Source organism: Nocardia uniformis NBRC 13702 (assembly GCF_001613345.1).
In the GTDB taxonomy this organism is placed as follows: Bacteria; Actinomycetota; Actinomycetes; order Mycobacteriales; family Mycobacteriaceae; genus Nocardia; species Nocardia uniformis.
The window spans coordinates 55,726-68,522 of record NZ_BDCE01000056.1 but is presented as its reverse complement, the minus strand read 5'-3'; the positions used below and the strand labels follow the sequence as shown (position 1 = coordinate 68,522).

Below are 12,797 nucleotides of genomic sequence, written 5' to 3'. Positions count from 1 at the left end.
CGGCTCAGCGTTTGCGCACTGGCGCTCCGCCGGCCAATGCGGCGCGCACCAGCGCCACCAGTTCGGTGTAGGCGTCGCTGTCGGGCATGCCGATGCGGTCCTGGAACTCGCCGTCGAGAATGGCCTCGATCAGCACGCCCACCGCCACGCTGATGAATTCCGCGTGCACCGGCCCGAAAACGCCCTCGTCCACGCCCTCCTGAATCCGCACGCGAATCCCGTCGGCGAGTGACCGTGCGGTCCGCCGGAAGATCTCGTCGGTGGGTTCGAAGGCGCGGATATCGTCGTAGCAGGCTCGCGAGACGCTGGCGAGCTCGTCGCGCGCGGTGGTGATGTAGGTGACGATCCGATCCTCGACCCCGTTCGCCTGGGCCGCGCGCTCATCGATTCGCGCGGTGCGCGTACCCAATTCGTGCTTGACCGTTTTGACGATCAATTGCTCGCGGCTGGGGGCCGCCGCGTAGAGCGTGGACCGGGAGCACTGCAACTGTGCCGCCATCTCCTCGATGGTCAGGGAGGAAAACCCTTCGGCGACAATCACTTCACCCAGACGGCGCAGAATATCGTCGCGGCGATCGCTGCTCGTGCGTCGCCGTCCGGCGGTCTGCCGAGTCGACGTTCGCGGCATCGTGGACATGATCAGCCTCCGTTCCGCCGCGCGCGGCCAAAACACAGCAATTGATCGAATAGTACCCCAGTACCGACCCCAGTACCCCCAGTCTCCCGTATAGCATTGCTATTCAAATAGTGCTGCTAGACCGTTCGTGCACGGCCCACCTGCTTCGCACGTTCGCGTCGGTGGATGGACCTGGGAAACTGGTTGCCAGGAAAAGGGAATCCGATGGTGTCGATCAGTAGCACCGCGGTAATCGAACGACCGGTAGGGCAGGTCTTCGCTTACTTCATCGATTACGACCGGGCGCCCGAATGGGCATTCGGCCTGAAGCACTTCAAACCGATCAACGGCATCGAATACCAGGTCGGAGCCGTCTACGAGGGCCTTGTCGACCTCGGCCCGAAAACCCTGCGGTCGACGGCTGAGGTCATCGGCTGGGAAGCGGATCGGCTGATCGCCTTCAAGTCCCTCGCCGGTTTCGGCTTCAGTTCGGCCCTGCGATTCAGCCCCGAAGGCGAGAATCACACCCGACTGGACCTCGAGGCCAAGGCCGAGGGCGGCGCGGTGGCGCAGGCGGTCGCGCGCACCCTCGAACCGCTGATCCTGATGGCCCTGCGGTATTCGACCGAACGACTGCGCCAAGCGTGCTTGCGAGCGACCGATGCGCCACAATCCGACCAGGAATGACCCACGGATCGAAGGCGTCCGCGCAGCTCCGGATCTCAATCCCCATTAGCAGACGGAGCACTGCCTGTTCACCGATCTCCATCAGTCCGCTCGCAGGTGTGAGTGTCCGGCGAGGTAGAGCCGTGCGCATTGGTCGATGTCTGTTGTGGCCATCGACTGGTATCTGCGTGCGACTCCTCGCTTGGCCAGTAGGGCGAGGACAGCGGTCTTGCAGATCCCGTACTTTGGTCTCACGCCCCGCCCACCAGAAGCCCCGACTATTTCACCGTCGCGAAGAAATCCCAGATCTGTTGGCTGGCATCGAATTGCGTGTTCAGCGGCCCCAAGGTAGCGACGTACTGCTGCTGGCTCGTGGCACCGCCGGGCCAGGTGTGGCCGCCGCCGATCACCGAGTACAACCGCACCTCGGCTCCGCGGTCGCAGGCCGGTCCGGCGGTGAGGGTGACGGTGGCGTCGGTACCCGCGACATCGGTCGTGGTGGTGTCGCCGGTGCAAGCGTCCTTGCCGCGCCAGAAGGCGAAAGTATCCGGGGCCGACATCACAGTGGCGGCCTGACCGTGCGGCAAACCTCGAGGCATGCCGCCGTCGTAGGGCACGATCGGGTCGGCGGTGCCGTGGATCAGCATGACCGGCAGCGGTTTCACCGGCGTGCACTTGTCCTGCAGCGAAACCTGCAACCCTCCGGACAGTGGTGCGATCGCGGCCAGTTTGCCGGAAAGTTTGCAGCCCAATCCTTCTGTGAAGATCCCGCCCCGCGAGATGCCGGTGACGAACACCCGCGCGGGATCGACGTTGCGATTGGCCACCAACTCGTCGATGAGTGCGGTGACGCCGTCGACCGGATATTCGTCCGGATACGCCGCCACGAATTTTCCGGTGTCCGCGACCATGGACATCCCGCTGACCTGCTCGATCTGCTGGCCATTGCCGTTGACACCGTGCAGCACGATGACCGCGGGCATTTTCTCCGCTCCGCCGGCCGGAACATGGAGCACGTACTTGGAGCTCTGCCTGCCGACGGTCAGCGTCTCCAGCGTGGACCCTTGGCCCGCGCCGGTGGACGCGGCCAGCGGCGGTGGCGCACTGACCGTCGTAGTCGTGCTGCCGGCGGCCGAACTGCTGGTCGCCGCGTCACTCGGGTCCGGCGAGCCGGAGCAGCCCGCCACGACCGTTACCAACGCTGCCAGCGCACCACCGATCCGCGCCGTTGAGTACCTGCTCAAATGACACCGCTCCCGTCACATGCGATCCGTTTACGTTGCCAGATGATTCTGTGGTGCACCTTCGGTGTGCACGCACCCGGGGTATCAGCGCGTTAGGGCAAATTGTCTGGGACAGTGATTGACCTGGGTGCCGCGCTCGGTGGAGACTTGGGAAAGTTCCGCTGCCGTGACGGCGGCGCATAGGAGGATTCCATGGTGATTTCCATGTCCGCGGCTGCCGGGGAATCGTTCGGCGGGCGGCTCCGCCGCTGGTCGGGGGAGTGGAGGCGGATGGCCGCGCTGCCGCTGGCGGGGTCGACGCCCGAGCGGGTGGGCCGACTGTACGACATTGTGGGTACCCGGAATCTGTTCGGCGAGGAATCGCTGTTCATCAATCTCGGGTACTGGCGCGACGATCCGGCCACCTTGGATGAGGCCAGTGCCGACCTGGCCCGGCTCGTCGGACGGGAGGCCGGGCTCGGCGCGGAGGATGTACTCGTCGATGTCGGATTCGGCTACGGAGACCAGGATTTTCTGTGGGCGCGGGAATTCGGGCCGCGCCGGATCGTCGGCGTGAATGTCGCCGAAGAACAGATCGCGATCGCCCGCGAGCGGGCCGCGGAGCTGGGTTTGGCCGAGGTGATCGAGTACGTGCACGGTTCGGCCAGTGCGCTTCCGGTCGGCGACGGTTCCGCGACCAAGGTCACGGCCCTCGAATCGGCGTTCCATTTCCCTTCGTACACACAGTTTTTCGGGGAGGCGCACCGGGTGCTGGCCCCGGGCGGGCGGCTGGTGACCGCTGACATCGTGCCGCGGGTGCTGCCGGGAGCGGCGGGGCTGTCATGGTCCGGGCGGGATGTGTTCGATGCCCAGCGCTACCGCAAGGCGCTACTGGAGGCCGGTTTCGAGACCGCGCATGTCTATTCCATTCGCCGCGACGTCTATGGCCCGCTGGCGCGCTATCTGCGTTCGCGTTTGCGGGAGCAGGACATGCGGCGGGTGAATCCGGTATTGCGCCTGGCGTTCAGCCGCACCGGTGTGCGCCTGTGGGGTCCGTGGGCGGACTACATCATCGCGGTGGCGGTGAAGGGCGGCGAGCGTCCCCTGATCTGACAAAACCGCACGTGGCATACGTTTCACCGGATACGCTCCGCAGATTGTTGATGACGTATCACGGTGGTGGCATGGCGGAGCACAGTTCTGGTGAGGGTTGGGGCCGCGTGCTGCCGTTCGCGCGCCGCGAGGCGCAGCGGGCCGAGGGCGCACCACCGACGCGCAAACTGGTCCGTGACGCCAAACTGGCCGCTTTGCCGGTCGCCTATGCCGGGCGGCAGGCCGCCGGGGTGGGCTGGCGGTTGTTCGGCCGCCCCGCGACCGAGGTCGAGGCCGAGATCCACATGCGCACCGCCGAACACGTTTTCGAGGTGCTCGGTGAACTGAAAGGCAGCGTCGCCAAGCTCGGTCAGATCCTGTCGGTGTACCAGGACGCGATGCCGATCGATCTGGCCGAGGCGTACGGTCTGGCGCTGAGCAAATTGCAGAATGCGGTTCCGGCGATGTCGCCCGCGCTGGTCGCGCAGGTGCTGGCGGAGAATTTCGGGCCGGGCTGGCGCGAATTGTTCCGCGAGTTCGAGACGCACCCGGCCGCCGCGGCGACCATCGGGCAGGTGCATCGCGCCGTCTGGCACGACGGCAGGCCGGTCGCGGTGAAGGTGATGTATCCCGGTGCGCGCGAGGCGGTCCGGGCCGACTTTACTCAGCTGCGCCTGCTCGGAGTGGTGCTGGGCGCGCTGCTTCCGGGCGCGGAGATGGGCCCGATCATCGAGATGATCTGCGCCTGTGTCACCGACGAACTGGACTATGGCCAGGAGGCGCACGCACAGCGCGGCTTCGCCGCCGGGTTCGCGGGCGACCCCGATTTCGCCGTGCCGGATGTTGTCGCGCAGGCCACGGACGTGCTGGTCAGCGAGTGGCTCGAGGGCGCGCCGCTGAGCGAGCTGATCAGCTCGGGCACCCAGGAGGAGCGCAATCGGATAGGCCTGCTCGTGCTCCGCTTCGCCAAGTCCGCGCACGTGCGCACCGGCGGGCTGCTGTACACCGATCTGCATCCGGGCAATTTCCTGGTGCTGCCCGACGGCCGGTTGGGGGTGGTGGATTTCGGCGCCTGTTCGCCCTGGCCGGACACCCTCGAGCCCGCGATCGCCGACATCGGTGCGGCGCTGTATGAGTCGGGCGACTTGGAGGCGGCGCTGCGCCGGCACGGACTGGTGCGGCCAGGACGCGAGTTCGATGCGGCGGCGCTGATGGAGATCGCGAAACCGATCCTGCCGATCCTCTGGGATTCGCAGTTTCGGCTGTCACCCGAGTGGTTGCGCGATCGAGTCGAAGCCGTCACCGAGATCCGGTTGACCAATGTGTTCCGCCAGATGACGCTGCCACCGGAGTTCATTCCGGTTGCCCGGGCGGTGATCACGGGCATCGGAGTGCTGTGCCAGTTGCGGACCGAGGGACCGATCGGCCCGGAGTTCCTGGCCTGGACGCCCGCCCTGGCCGAGGTGGCCGCCCGGCGCAGATGAGAGCGCTCAGCCGGTATGCACAGCGGACAGAGGCCGCGGCCCGGTGCCACGCAGTGTTCGGGCGATGCCGAGGTCGGCGGGTTTGCCGCCGCGGCGGTCGAAACTCTCCAGCGCGGCCGCGATTTCCGGGACCCAGCGGACGAATTCGGCGCGGATCGGGCCTTCGGTGTCCAGCTGGCAGACGACGCCGATGACGGTCAGGAAGGCGCGGGCGAACGGGGTGAAGTAGGGCGGCATGGTCAGGTCCCGATTCGCGTTCGACAGCCGCGGATCCATCGCCCGCCGGATCTGTTGCCGGAACCAGTCGGTGGATAGTCGGAATGTGTTGTGCAGGAATGGATCACACAGTGGAACGAAGGCCTCGGCCACCGCGTCGACATCGATGGTGCGCCCCGGTTCGGCGAACCCGTGGTCCCGGATGGCGGCCTCCAACTCGGTTCGGCCGCCGTTGAACAGCGCCTCGAAGTAGCCGCTGACCACACCCGGGAACTCCGGTGCGGGCCACGGTGCGCAGGCGCCGAAATCGACGACGCCGAGCCTGCCGTCGGGCAGCACCCGGAAGTTGCCGGGATGGACGTCGCAGTAGAGCAATCCGGCTCTATTCCAGCTGGACAGCACGAAACGCAGCAGCAGCAGGCCGAGCCGATTGCGTTCCTCGGGCGCGCCTGAGGCGATGATGCGGGAGAGTGGGGTGCCGGTGAGCCATTCGCTGATGATGACGTCGCCGTGTCGCGCGAGTACGCGCGGCACCACGAAATCCGCGTCATCGGCGTAGGCGTCGGCGAACACCCGCTGGTTCTCGGCCTCGGCCTCGTAGTCGAGTTCCTCGCTGATGCAGTCGCAGATCGCCTCGGTCACCGCTTTCACGTCCGCGCCGGGCACGAACACCGTGCCCAGCACCGACATGCGGCGCAACTGGTCGAGGTCGGCGTGCACGGCGGCGCGGGCGCCCGGGTACATCACCTTGATCGCCACCTCGGTGCCGTCGTGCCAGACGCCGCGATGCACTTGCCCGATCGAGGCGCCCGCCGCGCGCCGGGTGTCGAATTCGCGGAAGTACCAGCGCCAGTTCGAACCCATGTGCGCCGCCATCGCTGTCTCTACCGTCTGGGGCAGCATGATCGGCGTCGAGTCCTGCAGCTGGGTCAGGGCCATCCGGTAGGGCTCGGCGAATTTCGGCGGAAGTACCAGTTCGTAGATGGAGAGTAGCTGGCCGAGTTTGGTCGCGCAGCCTTTGAGTTCACCGAGCACCTGAAAGATGTGCTGAGCGGTGCGGACCTGGATGTCGAGGTTCACCCCGGCGCCGGGGCGGCCGAGCGCGCGCTTGCCGACTCCGGCGGCCTGGCGTCCGGCGTAGGCCACCGGCAGGCTCACCAGTTTGGCGTCGCGGATCAGTTTGCGGGCGGGCGGGTAGCCGTCGCCGAACCGTCGATTGGACATTTGCTCACCTCGCTGTGCGGTCGGGCATATGGCAGCCTAGACTGTCTGAGACGTATTGGGAAGCTGTCGAGAGGGACGTCATGGGAGGCCGGACAGTGGTGGTCGACGTCGCCGATGAGCTGGCGCGCCGGGTCGCGTCGGGCCGGTATCGGCCGGGTATGCTGCTGCCCTCGGTGCGTCAGGTGGCCGACGAATTCGGGGTCAACCGCGCCACCGCCCAGCTGATCCTGGGCCGGGTGGAATCCTATGGATTCGCCGATGCCCAGCGTGGCAAGGGTTTCGCGGTCCGCGATGTGCACTCCGAAGGCGGGCTCGGGGTCTTCCATCGGGTGCTGCGGCTGTCGATGCAGGAGCCGCGGACGGCGCTGGCGATGTTCGGTGAGATTGTCGAGGCCGAGCGCGAGATCGCGCTGTCGGTGCTGCTCGAGTATGCCGAGGGGACCGTAGGGGTCGCGACCAGGGTCGCCATCGATGAATTGGAAATCATTGCCCGGCAGGATGTTCCGGATCAGCGCCGCTTCCTGGAGACGGAACTGTTATTGCTGCGATCGCTGCTCACGGCCCGTGGTCGCGGTATGCAGCGCGCGATCCTGAATTCGATCGGGGAGATGGTGCTGGCGACCCCGGAGGCAGTGTCGGCGTATTGCACTGCGGCGGCGCCTGATCTGCACGTGCTGGTCTGGCGGGCGCTGGCCGCGGTGGTGGAAACGGGTGGGGAGCCCTCGGTGGCCCAATTGGCCTTGTTCGAAGACATTTTCGGTGCATACCACGAGGGCGTGGTCCGCCGGTTCGGCGAAATCGTGGGCGCCGCGCCGGATTCGGCGTCGTTCGAGCTGGGGGCGTGAGGGCAGGTCAGCCGATGGCCAGCGCGGCGAGCACCAGCGCCGCCACGACGACCGCCGCGAGTATCGCCAGGGCCAGCAGATTCCCGCGCGACGGCGGTTCGGGGACGGGGCTGCTCCGGTGTCCGATCACGGTGCGGGCTTCGCGGATTCCGGTGGCTCCCAATAGGTTTGCAGCCCGGACCGGTGCGGCATCACGGCTGCGGCTTCCCGGGCCACGCCGATGACCGCGGGATGGTCGATGACCAGTCGCAGCACCCGCTCGACTTCGGGCCCGGTCACCACCCGCATGATCGCGCGGGTGGCGCGGGGAAAGGCCCGGGCCAGCCGGTAGGTCAGCCAGGCTTCGGGCCGCAGCGGCAGTACCGCACGGTCGCGGGCGATGGCGCGCACGATCTTGCGGCCCGCCCGATCGGGGTTCATGCCGAGCACCGTCATGGCCTTGACCACGATCTGTCTGGTGATCGAGACCTGTTCTGCGGTAAGGGTTGCCATGGTGGCGGTCGCGGGCAGATTGGTGGCGATCAACCCCGGGCACACCACCGTGACCCGAATGTTGTCCCGGGCCAGTTCCGCCCGGAGCGTCTCGCTGAGGTGTTTGACGCCGGCTTTGGTGAAGCAATAGGGCGTGGCGAGCCGCACCGGCGCGAACGCCGCCATAGAGGAGATGTTCACCAGGTGGCCGCCCGTGCCGCGTTCGGCCATTTGCGCGCCGAACAGGCGGCAGCCGTGCACGACAGCCATCAGGTTGACCTCGACGATGCGGCGCAGATCCTTGGGCCGGATCTGTAAGAAGGGGCCGGCCACCACGATTCCGGCGTTGTTCACCACCACATCGGGGACGCCGTGGTTGGTTCGCACGTAGTCGGCGAAGGCGGTCAGGGCGCCGACATCGGCCACGTCCAGCGCGTAGGGATGGGCCAGGCCGCCGCGGGCCCGGATGCGTGTCACGGTGTCGGTCGCGGTGGCGAAATTGATGTCGGCGACGATGACCTCGGCGCCGAGATCGGCCAGCGCCGTGGCGGTTCCGCGGCCGATGCCGCTGCCCGCGCCGGTCACCACCGCGAGCCCCGGGTAGAAGGGTTTCATACCGTCCTCTCTCCGCCTGAAGTGTACACTGTCTCAGACAGAATGAGGAAGGTGAGGGTCTCATGGCCAGCTTCGACAACGAGGTTGTCATCGTCACCGGTGCGGGCGGCGGCATCGGCCGGGCGACCGCACGCCGTTTCGCCCAGAAGCGGGCGTTTGTCATCGCCGTCGATGGCGACAAGCAACTGGCCGCGGAGACCGCCGAAACGATCTTCGCGGAGGGGGGTTCGGCCCTCCCGTATGCGGTGGATGTCGCCGACGCGGTGGCGATGGAGAACTTCGCCGAGGATCTGCACGCTGAATACGGGCCGCCCATGGTGCTGGTCAATACCGCCGGATTCACCACGGCGGGACCATTTTTGGAGCACACCCTGGCCGATTGGGAACGGCTCATGGGCGTCAACGTCTGGGGCCTGATCCACGGTTCGGCCTTCTTCGGTCGCCAGATGGTCGACTCCGGACGCGGCGGGCGCATCATCAACGTCACCTCCGTCGCGGCCTTCGCCCCGCTGCCGCTGAGCACTCCCTACTGCACCACCAAGGCGGCCGCGCAGATGCTGACCGAGGGGCTGCGGCTGGAGTTCGCGGGTACCGGGGTGGGGGTGACGGCGATCTGCCCGGCGCTGATGGATCCGGATTCCGAGGAATCGGCCGAGGTGGTCGGCTTGGAGGACGGTGTCGCCCGGGTCGGGAACATCTCCGCGCTCGCCGCCCGGCTGGTGGCGCACAGCCCGGAATCGGTGGCGCGCACCATCGTCCGGGTGGCGGCTCGCAATCCGGCCGTGGTGCCGACTCCGATCGAGGCCCGCGCCATCTATCTCGCGACCCGGGTGTCGCCCGGTGGCGTGCGGCTGGCCGCGCGAATTCTCAAGTCCGACAACGTCACCGGGCTGCGAAATCGGCTGCTGCCGGAGAAGACGCTGGGCCGGGTCGACCGGTTCCTGGAAAGACGCCTGAATCGACCCGAGTAGCAGCGGGTTTCACAGACGCGTGCTCAGGCCCTTGATGCCGTAGGCGAGGAAGGGCCGGGCCAGCGGTGCCGCCCAGCGCAGCGGAAGGAACGCGCCCAAGCGTGGACGCACCGCGATCGTCCACCGCAATGTTGTCGTGCCGGAGGGTGTTTCGGTCAGCCGATAATCTTCTACCAGCGATTTCAGCGCCAAGGGCACCGACACCTTCGTCGCGGTGAGCGTGAGTTGCCGGCGGGGAATCGCGGTGATCACCTGCTCCTGCACCGCCGCGAGCAGGCCGTCGAAGGTGCGCAGTGCGCCCTCCGTGCGGTAGTCCTCGGCGTAGCGGATGCCGTTGAACAGCGGAATCCAGGAGAAGGTCCCGTTGAGTTGCAGCGTCTGCCAAACCTTGTCGGGCGGATGCGTGAACTCGCGCGCCACGGTGACCACGAAGGTCGCTTCCTGGGCCAGGAACCGCTCGACCTTCGTGGCGTCCACCGGGGTGGCCGAGAAGCCGTTGCCGTCGAGCACCTGCTTGGCCCAGCCGCGCAGTATCAGAAGGGCTATACCGCCCGCTATGGCGCCGAGCACGGCGAGTACGAACAGGACGACCAGGATCGTGGTCAGTGTCACGACGGCGACCTCTCTCCGGGCTAGGCGGCCGGGGTGTGCGTGGTGGGGCGGCGCGCGGCGAGGATCTGCCGGTTGAACTCGCCCAATTCGCGGATGGCCGCGCGGGCGCCCGGTTCGATATCGGAGGCCGCATGATGCACATGCGCGGCCAGATCCCAGATCTGCAGGCGGCAAGGCACATTCGCCTCCGCGCAGCGCTGCGCGAGCTGTTCGGCATCCGACATCAGGCATTCATTGGAGCCCACTTGGACGAGTATCGGTGGCATGCCGGTGAAGTCGTGGTTCACCGAGGACCAGTGCGGGTCCAGCTTGCCGTCGATGGTGTAGCCCAGGCGCGCGATGGTTTCGATGCCCAGCGGCGGCAGGATCTGGTCCAGGCCCGCGTTGGGGTGCGCATTGCGCCGGGTCCAGTCCAGGTCGGCCCACGGCGCGATGAGCGAGAGCCCGCCCGGCACGGGCAGTCCGTTGTCGCGGGCCGCCAAGGCCAGGCGCATGGCGAGGCCGCCGCCCGCGGAATCGCCGGAGAGGATGATGTTTTCGGCGGGGAAGCCCTCGGCGAGCAGGTGCTCATAGGAGTGCAGCGCATCGGCGAGGGTGTCCACGAAGTGGGCCTGCGGCAGCTGGCGATAGTCGACATTGAAGACGGGCATCCCGCTCGTCTTCCCGATCTTGGCGACGAAGCGCCGGTGGGTGTTCAGCCCACAGGAGACGAAGCCGCCGCCGTGGAAATACAGAATTGCGGCGTCGCGGCGCTTGAACGGATCCGCGGTGCGCTTGTCCCACAACCATTCCGCACGGAAGTTGGCCAGGCGGACCTGGCGCCGGCGGGTGCCGCGCGGCGGGACGAGGATCGCGGCCGGCCCATCGGTGCGGCTGGAGACCCAGAACAGCCACTTGGTCCGCAGAATGTGCTTGCCGCCGTAGGAGAGCGCCTCCAGTCCGGTGCGGATGGTCCAGAACAGCAACGGCCTCGCGAGGCGGTTGCGCAGGGTGGAGCGGTTCGGCAGCTCGATCGTTACCGAGGTGCCGTTCTCGGGTGCGGGCGTGGTCGCGTGGGTCATCTTCGATCCCTCCAAAGCGTCGACTGTCCCAGACAGTCTAAACTTCGGCGGGATTTCTGGCCATAGCGAGCCTGGGCGGTGCTGTGTATGAAGCGGGGATCGCGGCGGCCGGTGTATGCGGCAATGAATTCGGCGAGCGCGTCCGAGACCACCTCGCCGGACGGCGGGCGATGCGCGGCGACGACATCGAAATGGGTGTAGCCATGAGCGCGAACAGTGTTGCGCGGCACCAGCAGTCCGAGGTGCAGGAGGATCAGGACGGGGTTGCTGTCGTCGCCGAGCACCGTCATGCGTGGCAACGCGCGGGCGCCTCGTTCATGGCGCAGCGATGCGAGATCTCCGTCGCGTGCACCCGCCCAGAACAGTCCGTCGGCCAGTAGGCGCAGCGGGAAATAGGTGTCGGCATAGCCCGGCGGGCCTCCGGCGATGACGCGGGCGAGTTCGTCCAAGTGTACTGGCCAGCCGCCGGAAGGGCAGTCTTGAAGCAGGTTTCGATCGGCAGGCGTTTCCCGGGGGCCTGGACCGAACGCGAAGGTGGTCGCGCGGTCGAGGCCGGGGACGCGATAGGCCCACTCGGGTGCGGGAAAGGTCGTCCGCGCCAGCAGGCGGTTCGGGGAGTCGCCGACGCCGATCTGGAACAGCGAGATCGGGGAGTGGCCGCGCGCGATCCAGGCGGCGAGCAGTCCGCGGCAGGTGAATCGGAGTTCGCGGGGATCCGGCCGGCCGGACCGGAATTCGCGGTAGCCGCGGGCGAACCACAGTCGCAGCGTGAATTCCCAGGCGGGTGTGCGGGGTAGCTGACGGAGTCGGTCCGACTCTGCTTCAGGATGTGAGAGCGCGTCCAGAGCGAGGATTGTGGTGAAGGTCAGCACCTCGGCGAAGCTGGGGAAGACCCGAGGTGCGAGGCCGCGGCGCAGCAGCTCCACGGCGAGGCGGTGCGGCCCGGCAGCGGACCGGGCGAGGGTGCGCACCAGGGGGGTGGTGCGTAGTCGATACGGGTCGCTCACCGGCAGCAGGTCCAGCCCGAAAACGCCTGCGCAGTCGGTGTACCCGGGGACGCCGTCGAAGTCCCACGCGGTATAGGCGCCGGTGACGAAGTTGCCGAAGGAATGTCCGCCGAGGAAGAGTTTGCGTTGCCGCAGCCGGGGATCGGGCAGCTCGCGCACGAGCAATTCACGCTGATCCAGCACTGCGCGCGCGATCCCGAGTTCCGCGGTGTAGCGCAGCTCGCGGTGGGTGGCGAACCCGGCGAAGCGCCGTCCGTCGAGCGCGCGGCCGCGATAGTAGTAGTCGAAGGCCAGATCGGGGTCGCCTGCGGTCCGGGCAATGTCGATGCCGGTGTGGTCGGCGGCCGCGTCGCCGCGGCGCGCTATCGACCACCATTCGATGCACCTGCCTCGCGTCGCTGCCGCGTGCATGGTGTTGCGTGCGACCTGATCGAGGGCATGGGCTCCGCACAGTCCGCCCGGGTGCCCGACGAGGATCGCATCGGCGTTCGCGGAGTCGGCGGGGCCGTCCAGCCGCCGGTATCGCAGATAGCTCAGGCGTTCCAGTTCCGGTGGATGCGGCGGAAAGTCCTGTGGTAGTGGCGAAGTCAGGTCGATCCGGCTGACCTCGAGCCCCTCGTCCACGGCGACGACCTGCGCGATGCGGGATTCGGACATGGGCACCATCCTGAAAGCAGGCCCGGGATACTGTCTG

Annotated in this window: 14 protein-coding genes; 6 read left to right on the top strand and 8 right to left on the bottom strand. The window is 67.4% G+C overall.

Translation table 11 applies throughout. The features are described 5' to 3' along the window. Window positions 1-4: 4 nt before the first annotated feature. Complete coding sequence (locus NU1_RS19465) at window positions 5-637, bottom strand: TetR/AcrR family transcriptional regulator (protein ID WP_157552561.1); 633 nt, start codon at window positions 635-637, stop codon at window positions 5-7. Between the two features lie 204 nt (window positions 638-841). Here NU1_RS19465 and NU1_RS19460 point away from each other — a divergent pair, with 204 nt between their 5' ends. Then, a complete protein-coding gene (locus NU1_RS19460; RefSeq protein ID WP_169815101.1) occupies window positions 842-1,303 on the top strand; it encodes an SRPBCC family protein in 462 nt (153 codons plus the stop codon). A gap of 257 nt (window positions 1,304-1,560) precedes the next feature. On the opposite strand, the gene NU1_RS19455 is transcribed toward NU1_RS19460, so the two are convergent. Next, window positions 1,561-2,265: a CE1 family esterase gene (locus tag NU1_RS19455; protein WP_067523214.1), complete on the bottom strand. Its 705-nt coding sequence runs from the start codon at window positions 2,263-2,265 to the stop codon at window positions 1,561-1,563. On the opposite strand from NU1_RS19455, the gene NU1_RS19450 reads away from it, so the two are divergent. From NU1_RS19450 to NU1_RS19440, 3 genes are all read left to right on the top strand, one after another. After that, window positions 2,252-2,530 carry a hypothetical protein gene (locus NU1_RS19450; protein ID WP_067523213.1) on the top strand — a complete coding sequence of 93 codons (279 nt, stop codon included), beginning with the start codon at window positions 2,252-2,254 and terminating at the stop codon, window positions 2,528-2,530. The genes NU1_RS19455 and NU1_RS19450 overlap by 14 nt on opposite strands. A 188-nt stretch (window positions 2,531-2,718) precedes the next feature. Beyond that, window positions 2,719-3,618 carry an SAM-dependent methyltransferase gene (locus NU1_RS19445; RefSeq protein WP_067523212.1) on the top strand — a complete coding sequence of 300 codons (900 nt, stop codon included), beginning with the start codon at window positions 2,719-2,721 and terminating at the stop codon, window positions 3,616-3,618. A 71-nt stretch (window positions 3,619-3,689) separates the two neighbouring features. Next, window positions 3,690-5,081 (top strand): ABC1 kinase family protein, encoded by a 1,392-nt coding sequence (locus NU1_RS19440; protein WP_084521627.1) that lies wholly within the window; start codon window positions 3,690-3,692, stop codon window positions 5,079-5,081. Between the two features lie 6 nt (window positions 5,082-5,087). Here NU1_RS19440 and NU1_RS19435 read toward each other — a convergent pair whose 3' ends face one another. Beyond that, complete coding sequence (locus NU1_RS19435) at window positions 5,088-6,521, bottom strand: ABC1 kinase family protein (RefSeq protein ID WP_067523211.1); 1,434 nt, start codon at window positions 6,519-6,521, stop codon at window positions 5,088-5,090. An 80-nt stretch (window positions 6,522-6,601) separates the two neighbouring features. On the opposite strand from NU1_RS19435, the gene NU1_RS19430 reads away from it, so the two are divergent. Then, a complete protein-coding gene (locus tag NU1_RS19430; protein ID WP_067523210.1) occupies window positions 6,602-7,366 on the top strand; it encodes a GntR family transcriptional regulator in 765 nt (254 codons plus the stop codon). A gap of 7 nt (window positions 7,367-7,373) precedes the next feature. Here NU1_RS19430 and NU1_RS43820 read toward each other — a convergent pair whose 3' ends face one another. Both NU1_RS43820 and NU1_RS19425 read right to left on the bottom strand, forming a co-directional pair. Next, window positions 7,374-7,496: a hypothetical protein gene (locus tag NU1_RS43820; RefSeq protein ID WP_281221253.1), complete on the bottom strand. Its 123-nt coding sequence runs from the start codon at window positions 7,494-7,496 to the stop codon at window positions 7,374-7,376. Beyond that, the gene (locus tag NU1_RS19425; protein ID WP_067523209.1) at window positions 7,493-8,452 is read right to left on the bottom strand and encodes an SDR family NAD(P)-dependent oxidoreductase; all 960 of its coding nucleotides are present in this window, start codon (window positions 8,450-8,452) and stop codon (window positions 7,493-7,495) included. Before NU1_RS19425 ends, NU1_RS43820 begins: the two co-directional genes overlap by 4 nt. Before the next feature lie 62 nt (window positions 8,453-8,514). Between NU1_RS19425 and NU1_RS19420 the strand changes: the two genes are divergently transcribed. Then, on the top strand, window positions 8,515-9,423 hold the full coding sequence (locus NU1_RS19420) for an SDR family NAD(P)-dependent oxidoreductase (protein ID WP_067523208.1): 909 nt from the start codon (window positions 8,515-8,517) through the stop codon (window positions 9,421-9,423). 9 nt (window positions 9,424-9,432) lie between these two features. Here NU1_RS19420 and NU1_RS19415 read toward each other — a convergent pair whose 3' ends face one another. The 3 genes from NU1_RS19415 to NU1_RS19405 are packed head-to-tail and all read right to left on the bottom strand — an operon-like array spanning window position 9,433 to window position 12,760. Continuing rightward, window positions 9,433-10,035 carry an SRPBCC family protein gene (locus tag NU1_RS19415; RefSeq protein ID WP_245720204.1) on the bottom strand — a complete coding sequence of 201 codons (603 nt, stop codon included), beginning with the start codon at window positions 10,033-10,035 and terminating at the stop codon, window positions 9,433-9,435. A 20-nt stretch (window positions 10,036-10,055) separates the two neighbouring features. Next, window positions 10,056-11,096: an alpha/beta hydrolase gene (locus tag NU1_RS19410; protein WP_067523207.1), complete on the bottom strand. Its 1,041-nt coding sequence runs from the start codon at window positions 11,094-11,096 to the stop codon at window positions 10,056-10,058. Further along, window positions 11,093-12,760 (bottom strand): hypothetical protein, encoded by a 1,668-nt coding sequence (locus NU1_RS19405; protein ID WP_067523206.1) that lies wholly within the window; start codon window positions 12,758-12,760, stop codon window positions 11,093-11,095. The genes NU1_RS19410 and NU1_RS19405 overlap by 4 nt, the downstream gene beginning before the upstream one ends. Window positions 12,761-12,797: the final 37 nt, after the last annotated feature.